General features: G+C 68.1%; 13 protein-coding genes. 3 read left to right on the top strand and 10 right to left on the bottom strand.

Annotated elements, in window-relative coordinates; all coding sequences use genetic code 11:
- Positions 1–59: 59 nt before the first annotated feature.
- Positions 60–1,493, bottom strand: a complete 1,434-nt coding sequence (locus C6Y44_RS03610) for an MDR family MFS transporter (protein ID WP_192378629.1) — start codon at positions 1,491–1,493, stop codon at positions 60–62.
- 105 nt (positions 1,494–1,598) lie between these two features.
- Between C6Y44_RS03610 and C6Y44_RS03615 the strand changes: the two genes are divergently transcribed.
- Positions 1,599–2,486: a phosphoribosylaminoimidazolesuccinocarboxamide synthase gene (locus C6Y44_RS03615; RefSeq protein ID WP_159416707.1), complete on the top strand. Its 888-nt coding sequence runs from the start codon at positions 1,599–1,601 to the stop codon at positions 2,484–2,486.
- Positions 2,487–2,492: 6 nt separating this feature from the next.
- A complete protein-coding gene (locus tag C6Y44_RS03620; protein WP_159416706.1) occupies positions 2,493–4,640 on the top strand; it encodes a S9 family peptidase in 2,148 nt (715 codons plus the stop codon).
- 197 nt (positions 4,641–4,837) lie between these two features.
- Here C6Y44_RS03620 and C6Y44_RS03625 read toward each other — a convergent pair whose 3' ends face one another.
- Complete coding sequence (locus C6Y44_RS03625; protein ID WP_120281438.1) at positions 4,838–5,530, bottom strand: response regulator; 693 nt, start codon at positions 5,528–5,530, stop codon at positions 4,838–4,840.
- Positions 5,527–7,074: a sensor histidine kinase gene (locus tag C6Y44_RS03630; protein WP_159416705.1), complete on the bottom strand. Its 1,548-nt coding sequence runs from the start codon at positions 7,072–7,074 to the stop codon at positions 5,527–5,529. The genes C6Y44_RS03625 and C6Y44_RS03630 overlap by 4 nt, the downstream gene beginning before the upstream one ends.
- Positions 7,075–7,335: 261 nt before the next feature.
- Between C6Y44_RS03630 and C6Y44_RS03635 the strand changes: the two genes are divergently transcribed.
- Positions 7,336–8,700, top strand: coding sequence for a cation:dicarboxylate symporter family transporter (locus C6Y44_RS03635; protein ID WP_120283942.1), 1,365 nt, complete (start codon positions 7,336–7,338; stop codon positions 8,698–8,700).
- A 96-nt stretch (positions 8,701–8,796) separates the two neighbouring features.
- Here C6Y44_RS03635 and C6Y44_RS03640 read toward each other — a convergent pair whose 3' ends face one another.
- The 7 genes from C6Y44_RS03640 to C6Y44_RS03670 all read right to left on the bottom strand — a co-directional run bounded on the left by C6Y44_RS03640 (position 8,797) and on the right by C6Y44_RS03670 (position 17,508).
- Positions 8,797–9,660, bottom strand: coding sequence for a fumarylacetoacetate hydrolase family protein (locus C6Y44_RS03640; protein ID WP_120281440.1), 864 nt, complete (start codon positions 9,658–9,660; stop codon positions 8,797–8,799).
- Between the two features lie 28 nt (positions 9,661–9,688).
- Positions 9,689–11,068, bottom strand: a complete 1,380-nt coding sequence (locus C6Y44_RS03645) for an MmgE/PrpD family protein (RefSeq protein WP_159416704.1) — start codon at positions 11,066–11,068, stop codon at positions 9,689–9,691.
- Positions 11,069–11,148: 80 nt separating this feature from the next.
- The gene (locus C6Y44_RS03650; protein WP_225623720.1) at positions 11,149–12,495 is read right to left on the bottom strand and encodes an MFS transporter; all 1,347 of its coding nucleotides are present in this window, start codon (positions 12,493–12,495) and stop codon (positions 11,149–11,151) included.
- 77 nt (positions 12,496–12,572) lie between these two features.
- Positions 12,573–13,853, bottom strand: coding sequence for a flavin reductase family protein (locus tag C6Y44_RS03655; RefSeq protein ID WP_159416703.1), 1,281 nt, complete (start codon positions 13,851–13,853; stop codon positions 12,573–12,575).
- Complete coding sequence (locus C6Y44_RS03660; protein WP_192378630.1) at positions 13,846–15,135, bottom strand: MFS transporter; 1,290 nt, start codon at positions 15,133–15,135, stop codon at positions 13,846–13,848. The genes C6Y44_RS03655 and C6Y44_RS03660 overlap by 8 nt, the downstream gene beginning before the upstream one ends.
- An 83-nt stretch (positions 15,136–15,218) precedes the next feature.
- Positions 15,219–16,463 carry an acyl-CoA dehydrogenase family protein gene (locus C6Y44_RS03665; protein ID WP_159416701.1) on the bottom strand — a complete coding sequence of 415 codons (1,245 nt, stop codon included), beginning with the start codon at positions 16,461–16,463 and terminating at the stop codon, positions 15,219–15,221.
- A gap of 43 nt (positions 16,464–16,506) precedes the next feature.
- Positions 16,507–17,508 carry an alpha/beta fold hydrolase gene (locus C6Y44_RS03670; RefSeq protein ID WP_120281446.1) on the bottom strand — a complete coding sequence of 334 codons (1,002 nt, stop codon included), beginning with the start codon at positions 17,506–17,508 and terminating at the stop codon, positions 16,507–16,509.
- Positions 17,509–17,572 lie beyond the last annotated feature (64 nt).

Here is a 17,572-nt window from a genome sequence, read left to right on the forward strand (position 1 = left end):
CGATCTCGAGCGAATACGAAACAGCGCGTAGGTAACGGTATAGGCACGCGGCGTGTCGCCTACCCGGTCGCCACCGGACGGTTCGGGATCAGGCACACGCACGACACCAGCAGGACGGCGCAGACCAGAACGGCGACGAACACCGGCGCCACGGACGCGGCCAACTGCGCCGCGTCGGGAGCCCCCGTGGTGGTCTCGTCCGCCACTGCACCACCGAGGGCCGCGTTGGCGAGCGCACCGAACACCGCCACTCCGACCGCGCTGCCGATCGCGCGGGCGAAGGCGTTCGCCCCCGTGACGACACCCCGCTCGGACCACTCGACGCTCGACTGCGCAGCGATCAGCGACGGGCTGGCGATCAACCCCATCCCGAGACCGACGAGCACGCAGCAGACCGCGACCTGCCAGGGAGCCGAATCCTTCCCGACCTGCGTCAGCAGTGCCGCGCCGCAGAGCAGCGGCACCGCACCCACCAGGCCGGTGTTGCGGAAACCGATCCGCAGGTAGAACCGGCCCGACTGCGCCGCGGCGATCGGCCAGCCGATCGTCATCGTCGCCAGCGTGAAACCCGCGACGAGCGCCGAGGTCCCCAGCGCGCCCTGCACGAACGACGGAACGTACGAGGTCAGCCCCAGCACGACCGCACCCACCAGGCACGACACCGCGCTGGTGGTGACGAGCACCCGCCGGGTGAACAGGCGGATGGGCAGGATCGGCTCGGCCGCGCGGGACTCGATCCACACGAACACCGCGATCAGCGTCGCGCCCGCGCCGAAGATGCCGATGCTCGCCGCCGACGTCCACGCCCACGACTGGCCACCCTCGAGCAGGCCGAGGATCAACAGGGCGGCGCCCGCCGCGAGGGTCGCCGCGCCGGCCCAGTCCACCCGCGGTCGTGGTCCGGCCGGTTTCTCCTCGCGGAAGTTTCGGACGAGCACCCACGCCGCGAGGGCGCACAACGGCAGGTTGACCCAGAAGATCCACCGCCACGACAGGAAGTCGGCGAAGATGCCTCCCACGGCCGGGCCGACCACCGCCGACATGCCCCACACGCTGGCCAGATAACCCTGCGCCTTGGCTCGCTCGGCGACCGTGTAGATGTCCCCGGCGATCGTCTGCGCCATCGGCAGCACCGCACCGGCGCCGAGTCCCTGCACTGCGCGGAACGCGATCAGCGCCGGCATGCTCCACGCCAGCGCGCACAGCACCGAGCCCGCCGCGAACACCCCGATCCCGAACAACAGCAGCGGAGTGCGGCCGAAGACGTCGGAGAGCTTGCCGTAGACCGGGACGAGCACCGCCTGCGTGAGCAGGTAGGCGGAGAACAACCACGGGAACTGCGTGAAGCCACCCAGGTCGGCGACGATCGTCGGGACCGCGGTGGCCAGGATCGTGCTCTCGAGCGCCACGAGGGCGGTGGCGAGCATCAGAGCGATGAGGATCGGGCCCCGCTCGGACCTGAACCCGACGTCCACCCGCGACGATGCGGCCATGCCACTCCTGTTCTCGCTCGCGTCGCTGCTCCGTCGTGCTGTGACCGAGTGGGATATCCGCCACGGGTTGCGGTACGCCCACTCGATGAGCACTAGGGTGTCAGCGTGCGTCCTTCACTCGAGTCCTACCAACACCTCGCCGGCGGCAAGGTGCGTGATCTGTACGTGATCGACGACGAGCACCTGCTCCTCGTCGCCAGTGACCGGATCTCGGCCTACGATCACGTGCTCGAGACCCCGATCCCCGACAAGGGACGGGTCCTCACTGCGATGAGCGTGTTCTTCTTCAAGCTGCTCGACGCCACCAACAACCATCTCGCGGGAGAACCCGACGACGAGCGTATCCCCGAGGAAGTCCTCGGCCGCGCACTCGTGGTCAAGCGCCTCGAGATGGTGCCCGTCGAGTGCGTCGCCCGCGGCTTCCTCACCGGCTCCGGCCTGCTCGACTACCAGGCCACGGGCTCCGTCTGCGGTGTCGCCCTGCCCGAGGGCCTCGTCGAGGCCAGCAGGCTGCCCGAGCCGATCTTCACCCCGGCCAGCAAGGCCGCGCTCGGCGACCACGACGAGAACATCTCGTTCGACGACGTCGTCGAGAAGGTCGGGCTCGACCTGGCGATGAAACTGCGCCAGGACACGCTCGACATCTACGACCGCGCCGCGATGTACGCCTCCGAACGCGGCATCCTGCTCGCCGACACCAAGTTCGAGTTCGGTCTCGACAAGGCCGGCAATCTGGTGCTCGCCGACGAGGTCCTCACTCCGGATTCGTCCCGCTACTGGGACGCGAACGAGTACGAGGAGGGCAAGGTGCAGCCCAGCTTCGACAAGCAGATCGTCCGGAACTGGCTCACCGGACCCGAATCGGGCTGGGACCGCGCCTCCGACACCCCGCCCCCGCCGCTGCCGCAGCACGTCGTCGACAAGACGCGTGCCCGCTACATCGAGGCGTACGAACGTATTTCGGGAATGTCCTTCGACGATTGGATCGGCTGACCGCATATGACCTCCTCGAAGATCACTCCGCCGGTCGCGAAGAAGGTGCCGTTCGAGCGCACCCACCACGGGCACACCTTCGTCGACGACTACGAATGGCTGCGCGACAAGAACGACCCCGAGGTCGTCGCGTACCTGGAAGCGGAGAACTCGTACACCGAGGCGCAGACGGAGCATCTCGCTCCGCTGCGTGAGGCGATCTTCGAGGAGATCAGGTCGCGCACCCAGGAGACCGACATGTCGGTCCCCACCCGGATGGGCGACTGGTGGTACTACGCCCGCACCGTCGAGGGCAAGCAGTACGCGATCCAGTGCCGGTGCCCGATCGCCGACGCCGACGACTGGACACCGCCCAACGTCACGCCGGGCGTCGAACTCCCCGGCGAACAGGTGCTCCTCGACGGCAACGTCGAGGCCGAAGGGCACGAGTTCTTCTCGCTCGGGGCGTTCTCGATCAGCCACGACGGCACGCTGCTCGCGTACTCGACCGACGTCGTGGGCGACGAGCGCTACACCCTGCGCATCAAGGACCTCACCACCGGTGAGATGCGGGCGGACGAGATCCCCGGCACCGCACCGGGAGCGACGTGGGCGCTCGACCACAGCCACGTCTTCTACCAGACGGTCGACGAGTCGTGGCGGCCCGACACCGTCTGGCGGCACAAGCTCGGCACCTCCGTCGACGAGGACGTGAAGGTCTTCCACGAACCCGACGAGCGGTACTGGGTGTCGATCGGTTCGACCCGCAGCGAGAAGTACCTCATGATCTGGGTCGGCTCGAAGATCACCACCGAGGGGTGGGTGCTCGAATCCGAGAACCCTACAGGCGAATTCCGCGTGATCCTGCCGCGCCGCGAAGGTGTCGAGTACGGTGCCGAGCACGCCGTGATCGCCGGTGAGGACCGCTTCCTGATCCTGCACAACGACGTCGACCCCGAGACGGGGGAGAAGGCCGAGAACTTCGTTCTCGCCGAGGCTCCCGTCGACGACCCGTCCGCGCTGCGCACCCTGATCGAGCACCGCCACGACGTGCGCCTCGAGGACGTCGACGCGTTCGAGGGACACCTCGTGCTCGGCTACCGCCGCGAGGCCCTCACCCGACTCGCGGTGTGGCCGTTGACCGACGAGGGCTACGGCACGCTCACCGAACTCGAGTTCGACGAGGAACTCTTCGCCGTCGGACCGGGCGCGAACCCCGAATGGACCCAGCCCACACTGCGTCTGGGCTACACGTCGTTCATCACGCCGAGCCGGGTATACGACTACACCGTGAGCACCGGCGAGCTGAAGCTGCTCAAGTCGCAGCCGGTGCTCGGCGACTTCGACCCGATGCTCTACGAGCAGCGCCGCGAGTGGGCGACCGCCGAGGACGGCACGAAGATCCCGCTGTCGATCGTCGCGCGCAAGGGCACCCCCGACAACGCCCCCACGCTGCTGTACGGCTACGGCTCGTACGAGGCCAGCATCGACCCGGCCTTCTCCGTCGCACGCCTGTCGCTGCTCGACCGGGGCATGGTCTTCGCGGTCGCTCACGTACGCGGTGGTGGCGAGATGGGCCGGCACTGGTACGAGAACGGCAAGTCGCTGACGAAGAAGAACACCTTCACCGACTTCGTGGCGTGCGCGCGGCACCTGATCGACACCGGCGTCACGAGTCCGGAGAAGCTGGTCGCCGACGGAGGCAGTGCCGGTGGTCTGCTCATGGGTGCGGTCGCGAACATCGCACCCGAGCTGTTCGCGGGCATCCTCGCGAACGTCCCGTTCGTCGACCCGCTCACCTCGATCCTCGATCCGTCCCTGCCGCTCACGGTGATCGAATGGGACGAGTGGGGCAACCCGCTCGAGAACCCCGAGGTGTACGAGTACATGCGCTCGTACAGCCCCTACGAGAACGTCGAGGCCAAGGACTACCCGGCGATCCTCGCGATCACCAGCATCAACGACACCCGCGTGCTGTACGTCGAACCCGCCAAATGGGTCGCCGAGCTGCGCGCGACGAAGACCGGCGATGCCCCCCTGCTGCTCAAGACGGAGATGAGCGCGGGGCACGGCGGTGTGTCGGGTCGCTACGAGAAGTGGCGCGAGGTCGCGTTCGAATTCGCGTGGGTGCTCGAAACGTCCGGCGCCTACCGCGCGGAGGCTTCCGCGCAGTAGCCTGCACCCCGAGGCCACGTCGGTGGAACAGGGGAGGTGACCGGTGCGGTCGATCCGGCGACTCGCACCGTCCGCACCCGTGAACACGGTCCGCAAGCACTACCTGCCGTGAGCTACTCGTATCTGCTCGCGTTTTCGCTGTTCGCCGCAGCAATTGCCGCAGCGGATGGTCGAACTCGTAGCGGATGCACGACCGCTCACCTGCGCAGTTCGTACCGGACCTGCGGCCGGCCGGCGCGGCCGTACTCGGTGAGGCGGGTCGCGGCTCCGTCGTCGGCGAGTCGTTCGAGATAACGCCACGCGGTGACGCGTGAGACCCCCACGGCCGAGCCGACTTCCGCGGCGGTGCGGGGGCCGTCGGCGTCGTGGAGGAAATCGGTGATCTTCGACAGCGTGTCGGGGGAGATGCCCTTGGGGGTCGACGGACGGGAACTGCTCGTGCGCAGCGCCGCCATGGCGCGGTCGATGTCGTGCTGACCTGCCGCCGTCTCGGCGTCGCGCAACGCCGAGCGGTAGGCCACGTACTGTTCGAGCTTGTCCTGCAGCGCCGCGAAGGTGAACGGCTTGAGCAGGTACAACACGACGCCCCGCGCGACCGCCGTCCGCACGACCTCCAGATCGCGGTTCGACGTGACGGCGATGATGTCGGGGCTCGGGCGACCGGCGCTCAGGCGCGCAGCGACCTCGAGGCCGTTCGTGTCGGGGAGCCCGATGTCGAGCAGCACCAGATCCACCGGCGTTCCTGCCCGCGCCGCCGACGCGACCGCCCGCACGGCGTCGCTGCCCGTGTGCGCGACGCCCACCACCTCGAATCCGTCCACCCTGCCGACGTATTCGCGGTGGGCCTCGGCGATGAGCGGCTCGTCCTCGACGATCAGTACCCGGATCACGATGTGCCCCCGACGGGGATCTCGGCGACGATCATCGATCCCAGCGATGGTTCGGTGCGCAGGGTGCCACCGTGACGCGCGACGACCTGGGCGACGAGCGCGAGTCCGAGACCGCGCTGCTCGGACTTGGTGGAGTACCCGCGCTGCATGGCCCGGGCCAGCACTTCCGGCGACATTCCCGGTCCGCTGTCGGCGACCTCGACGATCATCGACGAATCCTCCTGGCGCACAGTAACCTCCACCCATGGGTCGTCCGACGCATGGGAGGCGTCGATGGCGTTGTCGATGAGATTCCCGACGAGAGTGACGATATCGCGCGCCGGGATCGGCACCGGACCGAGTTCCGTGTCGTCGGTGACGGTCAGTTCCACACCGCGTTCGGCGGCCTCGTCGATCTTGCCGAGCAGCAGGGCCGACAGCGCCGGTTCGTGGACGGCACCGGTCAGCCTGTCGATCAGGTGCTGGGACACCGCCAGTTCCTGCGTCGCGAAGGCGACCGCCTCCTCCGGCCGGCCGAGCTCGACCATCGTGATGATGGTGTGCAGGCGGTTCGCCGACTCGTGTGCCTGCGCACGCAGTGACTCGGCGAACCCGCGGACCGAGTCGAGTTCACCCAGGACACCGCGTAGTTCGGTGTGGTCGCGAAGAGTGACGACCGTGCCGATGCGTCGCCGTTTCCACAGCACCGCATCGCTGTTCACCACCAGGACCCGGTCCCGGGTCAGATGCACCTCGTCGCGTGCCTCGTCGGCGACGGCGAGTTCGCGCACCGTCGCGGGCAGACCGTCGAACTCCACCGCGCCGACGGGCTCCAGCCCGAGCAGCCGGCGGGCCTCGTCGTTGACGATGTCGACGCGGGGGGAACCGTCTGCGGTACCGAACACCAGTAGTCCCTCACCGATCGAGTGCAGGACGGCGTCGTGGTGTTCGTACATGCGCCGCAGCTGGTCGGGATTGAGGCCGAGGGTCTGCCGGCGGAGCCGCCGGGAGATGAGGTAGCCGCCCGCCGCGGTGACCACGAGCCCGGCTGCTACCAGGCCGAGGATGCCCGGCAGGCTCCGCACGAAGTTCTCGGCGATCCTCTCCCGCGTCACCCCGACCGACACGAACCCGACGAGCGTGCCGTCGTCGTAGACGGGGGCGATGGTGCGTATCGACGGGCCCAGGCTGCCGGTGTACGTCTCGGTGAACGGCGTGCCCGAGCGGGCCTCGTCGGTGTGACCCGTGTAGGGGAGTCCGATCTGCTCCGGGACCGGGTGTGTCACACGGATACCCTCGGGGTCCACGACGACGACGAAGTCCACCCCGGTCGCCTCACGGATCTGTTCGGCGCGGGGTTGGAGCGCTGCCGTCGGATCAGGAGAGACCAATCCGTCCGAGACCTCCGGGAACAGCGCGGCGGTCACTGCGATATCCGTCACGGTGCGGCGTGTGGCCTCGTCGGCGTCGCGGCGTTCGTCGACGACGATGAGCGCGCCCGCCACGATCGCTACCACCGTGAACACCACCAGTTGGAGGATGAGCAGCTGGCCCGCCACGCTCATCGGCGGTCTCGCCTCCCGACGGTTCAACGGTCACCTCCCGTGAACACTATGTACACAAACTTCTCCCGCAGTGAGCGGACCACCACCATTTCCCTGTGTGGACGTGATGCCGGTCACCGCCCGGGCGCGGAAAGGCCCTACCAGGGTCCCGTAGTACCCGACCGAACCACGGTCGATTCCCGAGTCCTCGCCGGTGCGTCACCGCATCCCGTTATCCGTGAACATCGCGCGACGAGCCCGCGCATGATCGAAGGGCACCCCATGAGCACCACAACAGTGCGTGGCGAGAAACGCCGCGACCGTACCCACTGGCTGTACATCGGCGTCATCATCGCTGTCGTCGCCGGTATCGCCGTCGGATGGCTGGCCCCGGAGACGGGCAAGTCGCTCGGTGTCCTCGGCACCATGTTCGTCGACCTGATCAAGATGATGATCAGCCCGGTGATCTTCTGCACCATCGTGCTCGGCATCGGGTCGGTCCGGGCCGCGGCGAGTGTCGGCCGGATCGGCGGACTCGCGCTGATCTACTTCGTGGGCATGTCGACCGTGGCACTCGCGATCGGCCTCGGTGTGGGCAACCTGCTCGACCCGGGCTCGGGCCTGACCCTCGACCCGGCCAACGCCGGTTCGGGTGCCGAACTCGCCGAGAAGGCGCACGCGGCCGGCGGCACCGTCGACTTCATCGCGTCGATCATCCCGACCTCCCTGCTCTCCGCGCTGACCGCAGGCAGTGTCCTGCAGACCCTGTTCGTGGCGCTGCTCGTCGGCTTCGCGATCCAGGGCATCGGCAAGTCGGGTGAACCGATCCTCCGCGGTATCGCCCATCTGCAGAAGCTCGTCTTCCGCATCCTGACGATGATCCTGTGGCTCGCCCCGATCGGTGCGTTCGGCGCCATCGCCAACGTCGTCGGTCAGACCGGACTGAGCGCGGTCCTGCAGCTCGGTGTGCTGATGATCGCCTTCTACCTCACGTGCGCCGTGTTCGTCTTCGGCGTCCTCGGATCGCTGCTGCGGGCCGTCGCCGGTGTCTCGGTGTTCAAGCTCGTGAAGTACCTCGCCCGCGAGTATCTGCTCATCTTCGCGACGTCGTCGTCGGAGTCCGCGCTGCCGCGCCTGATCGCCAAGATGGAGCACCTCGGTGTCCAGCGCACCACCGTCGGCGTGGTCGTGCCCACCGGCTACTCGTTCAACCTGGACGGCACCGCGATCTACCTGACGATGGCCGCTCTGTTCGTCTCCGACGCGATGGGCAGCCCGCTGAACATGGGCGAGCAGCTCTCGCTCCTGCTGTTCATGATCGTTGCCTCGAAGGGTGCGGCCGGGGTCACCGGTGCAGGTCTGGCGACGCTGGCCGGTGGTCTGCAGAGCCACCGTCCCGACCTGCTCGACGGCGTCGGCCTGATCGTCGGTGTCGACCGGTTCATGTCCGAGGCGCGAGCCGTCACCAACTTCTCCGGCAATGCCATCGCGACCCTGCTCATCGGCACCTGGACCCGGTCGGTGGACCGTGAACGCGTCGACGAGGTGCTCAGCGGACGGTTGCCGTTCGACGAGAGCATGATGATCGACGATCACGAGCCCGCTCCCGAGCGCGAACCGGCGACGCTGGAGAAGGTCTCCGTCTGATCCGGCATCCGCTACGACAATGGCTGTCCGCTACGGAAAATTTCCGTAGCGGACAGCCATTTCTGTAGCAACCAGGAGCCGGCGGCGACAGCAGATCTACGCGCCGGCGGCGACGAAACGCTGGTGCAGTTCGCCGATGCCTTCGATCCAGCTGTCGAGTCGCTCACCGGCGCGCAGGTAGCGCTGCGGGTCGCGGCCCATGCCCACACCGGCGGGTGTGCCGGTGAAGATCACGTCGCCCGGGTACAGGGTGACGTTGCGCGACAGCTCGGCGACCAGCGCGGGGACGGAGAAGATCATCTCCCGCGTGCGGCCCTTCTGGACCTCCTCGCCGTCGATCGCGCATCCCAGTTCCAGATCGTCCGGGTCGGCGAACTCGTCGGGGGTGACGAGCCACGGACCCTGCGGAGCGAAGCCGGGATACGACTTGGCGAGACCGAACTGGGGCGCCGGTCCGCGCATCTGGGCGACGCGTTCGGAGATGTCCTGCCCCGCCGTCAGGCCCGCGACGTACGACCAGGCGTCTGCTGCGTCGACGTCGCGTGCCTCCCGACCGATGACGGCGACGAGTTCGATCTCCCAGTCGACGTTGCCGCCGTCCGGAATCGTGACCTCGGAGTCGGGGCCGGTGAACGCCGAGACGTACTTGGTGAACACCGGGGGCAGATGTGTGGGGGCCTCGAAGCCCGATTCGGCGGCGTGGTCGTCGTAGTTCAACCCGACCGCGAAGACTTGGCGGGGCGCAGGGGAGGGGGCGCCGAGCCGGGCACGATCGATCGAAGCGTTGTCGGTGACGTCTGCGTCCGCCGCCCACGCCCGCACCTCGTCCCACGACTCGTAGATCGAGGCGAGCTCGGGTCCGAACCGGCCGCCGGAGGCGGTAGCGATGTCGACGGCCTGCTCGTTGCCGGAGTCACCGACGACGAGGACGGCACGGTTGTCGAGGTTGGCGATGCGCATGGGTTTCTCCTCGAGGGACTGGAAGGCGTTACGGGGCGCCGGGCCCGAACAGTGCGGACAGGTCGATTCGATCATTCGAGGCCAGGATCGCGCGCACTCGGGACAGCGAGGCGTCGGCGGAGTCCCCGAGACCTGCATGTCGCAAGTTCGCCACGAACTTGGCGTCGACGTCGGCGCGGCCGGCGGGCACGCCACGAGGGTCACCCCACGGATGGTCGATACGGTCCGCGTGGGTCCGTCCGTCGTCCGCCCGTATCTCGAGATGCGCCGCGGTCAAGGGGAACGATGACTCGGCTGCAGGTCGGAGACGGACGAGGTGCGCGAGCCGGAGAACCTCCGGGTCGTTGCGGAACGGGTCGTCGAAGTGGGCGGGCACCGGTCGTCCTCGCACCAATGCGTTCGCAGTCTGGAACTGGAAGCCGAACAGGGCCGCCGGCCGGGACACCTCCGCGTCCTCCACCGGGAGGTCCAGGGGCGAGCCGATGTGGTGCGGATGGACGGTGAGGGTGATCTCCCGAACGGTGCCCGGATCGGCGACCTCGCGGAGATTCCTGGCGACGTCGATCGGACCGTGTGTGAATCGACAACCCGGATAAGGCTTGACGATCCGGTCCCCGAAGTACACCTCACCGAGACCGGCCGTCACCGAGGACTCGTCGGGGAGTCCTGTGCCGTATGTGCGGAACAGGCCGAAGCGGCCGTCCAGCGCACCGTCGCCACCTGCATAACCGTGCCGGACCAGATCGGCGGCCTCGATACCGTCGCGCGCGGCGAGTCCTTGCACGAAGGTGAACGCATCACTGTGCTCGTCGATGGCCTGGAAGGTTCCCGACACCTGCTGGAGCACCAGTCCCCATGCTCGCACCAGTTCGTCCGCACTCAGGTTCCACAGCCGCGCGGCGACGACGGCCGAGGCGAACCGGTTGATGAGCCCGGGGTTGTCCCATCCGGTCCCGGGGACGAATTCGAGTGCTCTGCTGATCCGTGCTGCCACGTCGTCGGCCACGATGAGGGCTTCGAGCATCGTCCGTGCCGAAGCGCCGCAGTCCTCGGCCAGGGCGACGGCCACGGGTACGGTCGTCTCCGAGATATGGGACCAGATCGGTGACGCCCCGTCGAAGGGGGTCAGGGGGCCGAAGTCGTAGGCCCGGGCAAGAAGTGCATTGGCGTAGGCCGCCGAGGCAGGCCCGACCTTTCCTTCCTCGAGCGCGACGGAGGACCGGCCGGGTGCGGAGTTCCGGGTGACGAGTGCTGCGGCCCGGCGGGTCGAATCGACTCGTGTGCCGGCGATCATGCAGCCCAGCGTGTCCACGACCCGATCGAGAAGGTACCGATCGTGCGGAGACTCGAAGGCGGCATCCGGGGTCGCTTCGACGGCATGGGACGCCAGGGTGCGTGCGAGATTCATGGTGGAGGATCTCCTGATGTCTCTGCGAGCGAGCGGTGCCGCGGCGCATGCCGACGGCCCCGCTCACTCGTGGGGGATCCTTACTTGGAGACCAGATCGTTCGGCGCAGCGACGGGCCCGTCGCTCGCGGACTCCTCACGTTGCTGGATCCGGCCCAGGGTGACGATGCAGATCGTGCCGACCGCCAGCGGGACCGCCATCAGGTAGAAGAGGTTGCCCGCGGTCCAGCCGCTCTCGAGCAGGAAACCGGTGCCGATCGGGGAGACGATGGAGACCAGGCGGCCGACGCCGACCATCCAGCCGACACCGGTGCCGCGCAGCGAGGCGGGGTAGACCGTCGGGCCCACGGCGTAGAAGCCGGCGACCGAGCCGACCGCGACGATGCCGAGGAAGATGCCGAGGGTGATCGCGAGCCATCCGACTCCGAAGGCCGCGCCGTAGACGGCGTAACCGATGGCGCCGAGACCGAGGGTGGTCATGAGGATGTTGCGGGGGATCCACCGGAACGCGGCGGCCGCGAACAGGAGGCTGCCGATGATGCCGCCGAGGTTGAGGACGGTGCCGACCGTGGTGCCGCTCTGCACGTCGCCGGTGGATTCGGCGACCAGCTTGGGGATCCACGAGTTCGCGAAGTAGTAGGCGGCCATCAGGCAGGCGTAGGCGAGCCACAGGGCGAGCGTCTTGATGCCGGTGGTGCCGGTGAAGATGGCGCCGAGCCGGGCGTTGTGACGGTCTGCGGGGGTCTGCTCGGGCAGTTCCTTCAGCGCCGGATGCCCCATCTTGCCGAGCATCGAGTTGATGCGTTCGAGGGCGTTCTTCGGACGGCGTGCGACGAGGAAGTCGATCGATTCGGGCAGTGCGGCCCACGCGAGGACGAGCAACACCACGCTCAGCACGGTGCCGACGACGAACAGGTTCTTCCAGTCGGCGGGATCGAACAGGCCGGCCACGACACCGGCGAGAGCGGCACCGATGGGGAAGCCGGTGGCATAGATGCCGACGACGGTGCCGCGGCGCTTCTCCGAGGCGAACTCGGAGACGTACGCGTTGAGCTGCGACATGGCACCGATACCGAGCCCGGTGATCACACGGGCGACGATCATCGTGGCGACGTTGGGGCTGATCACCGCGAGCACCATGCCCACCACGACCATGCTCATCGACACGATGGTCAGCGTGCGACGCCCGTAGCGGTCACCGAACGGGCTGAACAGGATCGCGCCGGCGGCCATGCCGAAGAGGCTGCCGCTGAGAACGATCCCGAGGGTGCCGGAGCTGACGCCCCATTCGTCCGACATCGGCTTCGCGGCGAACGACATCACCGCGATCTCGAATCCGTCGAGAATGATCAATGCGAGTGCTATGGCGATCGCACGGATCTGCAGGGGAGTCATCTTCGACGCCCTGATGTCAGCCAACACATCCATCGTTAGGTTCCTTCACTTTGGTCGCGCTCGAGGAGCGAAGCTCCGAGCTGAGACGACACCACGCCAGGTGGCGGCAGTCACATAGTGCAGTGGGGGTCCGTTGTGATCACAGTCACCGGTGCCACTGGGTGGCATCGTCGGCCGGTGTGCCGCAACGGGATCCCCGTCGGCTGCCGCAGGGCGATCTCGACGACCGCCGCCGACTGCTCGATTCGATGGATGTAATCGAGTATGTCTGCGCCCGAAGTGCTCTCGGGAAGCCTCGACAAGCGCAGGACCATGACGACATTACCCTCCGGGTCGTGGACGGGCACGGAGAGCTGGAGCGGCGTGTACGTCGCCACGGGATCGATCTCCGCCGGCTCGTGGTGCGCGGACATCCGCTGCAGGGCGTCGATGAGTCTCTGTTCGTGCTCCGGCGTACGGTCCGGCGTGCTGAAGGCATCGACGAGTTCGTCGAGCGTGTGGGTGTCGACCTCGCCCGAGAGGGTCACCGACCATCCGCGTTCCTGGACGCGTTGCAGCTGGAGCTCCGCCGCCTCGCGGATCTCCGGCGACCGGCGCGGCACGCGGTCGAGCCAGTCCTCGCTCGACGGGGCGCCGCGGTGGCCGACCATGAGGGAACCGAGCGGCGGGACGAACGGCAGACGGGTGCCGGGCATCGTCGAGTGACTTGCGCCGTCGGCGCTCGCCGTTGCCACGAAAGCGAATTCGTCACCGAGCGGGGCGAGTAGGCTGACCTCCACGCCGAGTTCGGTGGCGAGGAGCTCCATTTCCTGACGTCCGCACTCCGCCGTGCGGATGGCGGCGGCGAGGGAGCGGTAGTCCGAGGCCATCAACGATCCCGGCGTGAACCGGCCGTAGCCCCGCTGGAAGAACAACAGCGGCAGGCAGTTCCGCTCGGTCGCCAGTTCCCGCACCGCGCCGAGGACGAAGTAGTGGTCACCGGCGTCGAGCACGTCCGACCACTCACATTCGATCCACGCCGTCGTACCCTCGAGAATCGGTGCACCGGTGGGGGACTCGCGCCAGTCGACCCCCTCGAACTTGTTCTCCCCCCGCATGAACGCCCCGCACACGTGTTCCTGGTCGGCGGCCATGATGTTGACGCAGAAGGTACGCGACTCGCGCAGTGCGGCGAAGGTGTACGACGACTTCATCGGCATGAACGACACCAACGGTGGGTCCATCGACACCGAGTTGAACGTCCCGACCACCATGCCGAGCGGCGTGCCGTCGGCTGCGCGTCCGGTGACGATGGCGACGCCGGTGGGGTAGCTGCCCAGGACGTGCCGCATGTGCTGGGGGTCGATCGGCGCGGCGACCGGAAGGTCGGCGAGCGTGGTTGCTTCAGACATCTGACGTAGTCCTTTCGGCGACCGGCGTCCTTTCGGGGACCGGCGTGGACGGAACGGGGACGATCTCGGCGGGATCGTCGAGACGGGACAGTCGCAGGCCGCGCGGTCCGAAACGCAGGACCACCGCCGCGACGACCAGCAGCAGCGCGGCGAGCCCGACGGTGGACCGCAGGCCGATCAGGTCGGCGGCCGCGCCCTGCAGAGCAGCGCCGAGGGCCACCGAACCGGTGTAGACCATCACGCTGACCGACAGCACCCGTCCCCGGATGTGGTCGGCGACGAGCACCTGCACGGTGCTCTGCCCGATGGTGAGGGAGAGGAGGAAGAAGACGCCCACGCCGACGGTGGCGGCGGTGGCCGTGACCGTCGTCGGGGCGATGGCGAAGAGTGCCAGCGTGATTCCGAAGCCGATGAAGGCGACGAGGGCGACGGTCGACCGGCCGACGCGGCGCAGGGCGCCTCCCAGCAGCGGGATGCCGGCCATGGTGCCGATGCCGAGTCCCAGGTTGAGGGCGGCCAGACCCAGCTCACCGCTGTCGAAGACATCCTCGGAGAACGTGATCACGTGCTGGAAGATCGGCATCCCCAGAGTGCCCGTTACGAGGACGACGGTCACCGCGGTGAGCACCCCCGGGGTGGATCGGGTGTAGCGCAGTCCTTCGACGAAGCGCCCGCTCTTCCTGCTGCCCCGAGCGGCGGGGGCGGGGGCGTTGACGGGTTTCGCGACGATCAGCGCCACGACGACGGAGAGCACCATGACGAAGGTGACCGCGAATGCGACCGCCGGTCCCCACCAGTACAGGACGACACCGGCCACTGCGGGTCCGAACGATCGCGCGAGGTTGAACTGGATCGTGTTCAGCGACGCGGCGGAGGCGAGCGAAGCGCGCGGCGCGTAGTCGTTGGTCAGTGCCTGCCAGCTCGGCATCGACACGCCCTGCCCGATGCCGGTGAGCGCAGCGAGGCCGAGCAACAGCCACGGCGAGTGCCATTCGGCGAGCCAGCACACGCAGATGGCCAGGGCCACCAGGGAACGCATCAGCTGCATCCACAACACGAGCAACCGCCGGTCGACCCGGTCGGCGAGCGCACCCGCGTAGGGGCCGAGCACCATGATCGGAACGAACTGCGCCGCGGTGGCGAGACCGACCCACGCGGCCGAACCCGTGATCTGGAAGAGCACGAACGGAACGGCCAGCGATTGGAACCACCCACCGGTGTTGGTGAGGAAGGCGCCGGTCAGGAAGACCACGAAGCCGCGGTGCCGCAGCGCTTCGAACATGGTGTGCGCGTCCTTTCCTCCGGTACGGGACCGGAATGACGAGGAGGCGCGACCGGGTTCCGGCCGCGCCTCCCGACCGTTGATCAGCTGTAGAGGCGGGCGGAGCGCTCGCGGGCGCCGGCGCGGTCCTCGTCGCTGAGCAGGAAGGCTGCGGCCGCCGGATTGCCCATCTCGAGGTTCGCCGCGGTCGCGGCGGCGAAGTCGGTGTTCTGGGTGAAGTGCTGGCGGGCCACGATCAGGTCGCGGTAGATGCGCGAGAGCGGGTTGGCCTCGTGCACGACACTGGCCGACATCGACGGCATGAGCTGCTGCGGGACGTTCAGTGCGGCCTCGGCGGTGCGCGCCATGTCGTAGATGCCGCGGGCGGCCTCGAGATCGCCGGGGATCTCGAAGTTCTCGGCCTGCTCGAAGCCCTTGCGCAGCCACCGCAGAGCGGTCTCCTGCTGATCGGACAGGCGCACACGCACGTCGTTCATGCGCAGCAGCTCCACGCGGTCCTCGCTGAGCTTCTGGTTGTCGAAGCGGCGGGTGAACTTCTTCAGCTGGGCGACGTACTCGTCGTAGAAGGCCCAGGCGGCACCGAGGGCGGGCGCACCGGCGACGAGGTTGTAGAGGTAGCCCTGCGGGATCCGGTAGAGCGGGTTGACGTTCTGCTTCAGGCCGGGACCTGCCTGAGCGAGCAGGATCTGGCGGTCGAGCACGCGGTGCGCCGGCACGAAGACGTTCTTCAGCGCGACCGAGCGCGAACCGGTGCCGCGCATGCCGAGCACGAACCAGTCGTCGATGATCTCGGCCTCGGACAGCGGCACGACGAAGTTGTGCATGATCGGCTTGCCGTCGACCTCGACCGACGCGCCGAGGATCACCCACTGGGCGTGCGTGATGCCCGAGGAGGACTTCCACGAACCGTCGAGGATGTAGCCGCCCTCGACCGGCGTCGCCTTGCCGTGCGGCGCGTAGGACGAGGAGAGCAGCGTGGTCGGATCGTCGAGGAACAGCTCGTCCTGGAGCTGTTCGGTCATGTGCGAGACCTCCCAGCTGTGGACACCGAGCAGCATGAGGACCCAGCCGGTCGAGGTGCAGGACTTCGACACCTCGATGACCGCCTCGACGAAGTCGGCCGGGTGGGCCTCCTCGCCGCCGTACCGCGCGGGCTGCAGTGCCCGGGTCAGGCCGCAGTCGATCATCGCCTCCACGGCCTCGGGGGCCACCGTGCGCTGCTGATCGTTCTGGACGGCGTACTCGGCGACGATCGGGGCGATCTGCCTGGCGCGCTCGACGAGGGAGAGACCGGTGGTGGTGACGGGGGGTTCGGCGTAGGTGGTCATCGGGGTGCTCCTTGGTACGAGAGTGGGCAAAGAGGTATCGGGGTCAGCGTGCGGACAGGGCGTCGGCGGGCACGTCGACCAGATCGGGACGGGGGGCGCGGCGGGTCGAGATGCCGGCGGCCTGCGCGGTCTCCCAGGAGACCTTGCCGTCGCGGAAGAACTCGAGGAAGACCTGGTTGTGCAGCTCGGGACGGTCGGTCTGGCCCTGATGGCCGGTGTTCTCCGGGTAGAAGAACTGCACCTTCGGCAGTGCGTCCTCCTGCAGGTGGGCGGCCTCCACGGCGTAGAGCACGTCCTTGTCGCCGAACATCGCGATGCCCGGGATGGAGATCCGGTCGAGCCGGCCCGTGGTGGTGAGGCGGAGCAGCTCGTCGGGGTCGGTCGGGCGCAGGACCCGGCCCATGTTGGCGTCGTAGTACTCCTGGTTGCGGTTCGCGGCGGCGGTGCGCATGGTGACCAGTTCGTCGGTGACGCCGGACGGGTCGACGACCATCGACTCGATCATCGCGCGCATCATCGTCTCGGAACCGTCGTAGGTGCCGCCGCTGCCGGGCAGCGGTCCGTTCTTGGCCCGGTTGTCCACCGCGCGCATCTCGTCACGGGTGACCAGGTCGCCGATCATGCCGGCGATCACCGCGAAGCGCTCGACCCGTTCCGGGTGTGCGACAACGTAATTGACGGTGTTCTGGCAACCCATCGAGTTGCCGCCGAGGCAGAAGGTGTCGAGGGCGACGGCGTTGACGAAGTCCTGCAGGAAGTCGACCTGGCCGCCCTGCCCGTACGCGTAGAAGCGTCCGGGATCCTCCGTCAGGCCGAAGCCGGGGAAGTCGGGGCAGTAGACACGGAAGCCGTGGGCGCCGAGAAAGGGTGCCATGTAACGGAATCCGGCCGAACCGGAGCTACCGGGGATACCACCGTGCAGCAGAACGACGGCAGGACCGCTCTCGCCCGAGGTCGAGTAGTGGGCCTTGACGCCCGTCTGCAGCCGGACGTAGCGGCTGAGCAGTCCCGGAACGTGAATCTCCTGGTCGTCGGTCAACGACACGGTGTCCTCCTCGATGTTGCGTGCATCACGTCGTGAGCAGCAGTGTGTGACGGGTTCTCGGATA

This window comes from Rhodococcus rhodochrous, assembly GCF_014854695.1.
In the GTDB taxonomy this organism is placed as follows: Bacteria; Actinomycetota; Actinomycetes; order Mycobacteriales; family Mycobacteriaceae; genus Rhodococcus.

Bases quoted from the DNA above. Each gene is read 5' to 3' on its own strand.
- C6Y44_RS03630 (WP_159416705.1), bottom strand. From the start codon at position 7,074: ATGAGCGTGGCGGGCCAGCTGCTCATCCTCCAACTGGTGGTGTTCACG.
- C6Y44_RS03650 (WP_225623720.1), bottom strand. From the start codon at position 12,495: ATGGATGTGTTGGCTGACATCAGGGCGTCGAAGATGACTCCCCTGCAG.
- C6Y44_RS03635 (WP_120283942.1), top strand. From the start codon at position 7,336: ATGAGCACCACAACAGTGCGTGGCGAGAAACGCCGCGACCGTACCCAC.
- C6Y44_RS03620 (WP_159416706.1), top strand. From the start codon at position 2,493: ATGACCTCCTCGAAGATCACTCCGCCGGTCGCGAAGAAGGTGCCGTTC.
- C6Y44_RS03610 (WP_192378629.1), bottom strand. From the start codon at position 1,493: ATGGCCGCATCGTCGCGGGTGGACGTCGGGTTCAGGTCCGAGCGGGGC.
- C6Y44_RS03665 (WP_159416701.1), bottom strand. From the start codon at position 16,463: ATGACCACCTACGCCGAACCCCCCGTCACCACCACCGGTCTCTCCCTC.
- C6Y44_RS03660 (WP_192378630.1), bottom strand. From the start codon at position 15,135: ATGTTCGAAGCGCTGCGGCACCGCGGCTTCGTGGTCTTCCTGACCGGC.
- C6Y44_RS03645 (WP_159416704.1), bottom strand. From the start codon at position 11,068: ATGAATCTCGCACGCACCCTGGCGTCCCATGCCGTCGAAGCGACCCCG.
- C6Y44_RS03655 (WP_159416703.1), bottom strand. From the start codon at position 13,853: ATGTCTGAAGCAACCACGCTCGCCGACCTTCCGGTCGCCGCGCCGATC.
- C6Y44_RS03640 (WP_120281440.1), bottom strand. From the start codon at position 9,660: ATGCGCATCGCCAACCTCGACAACCGTGCCGTCCTCGTCGTCGGTGAC.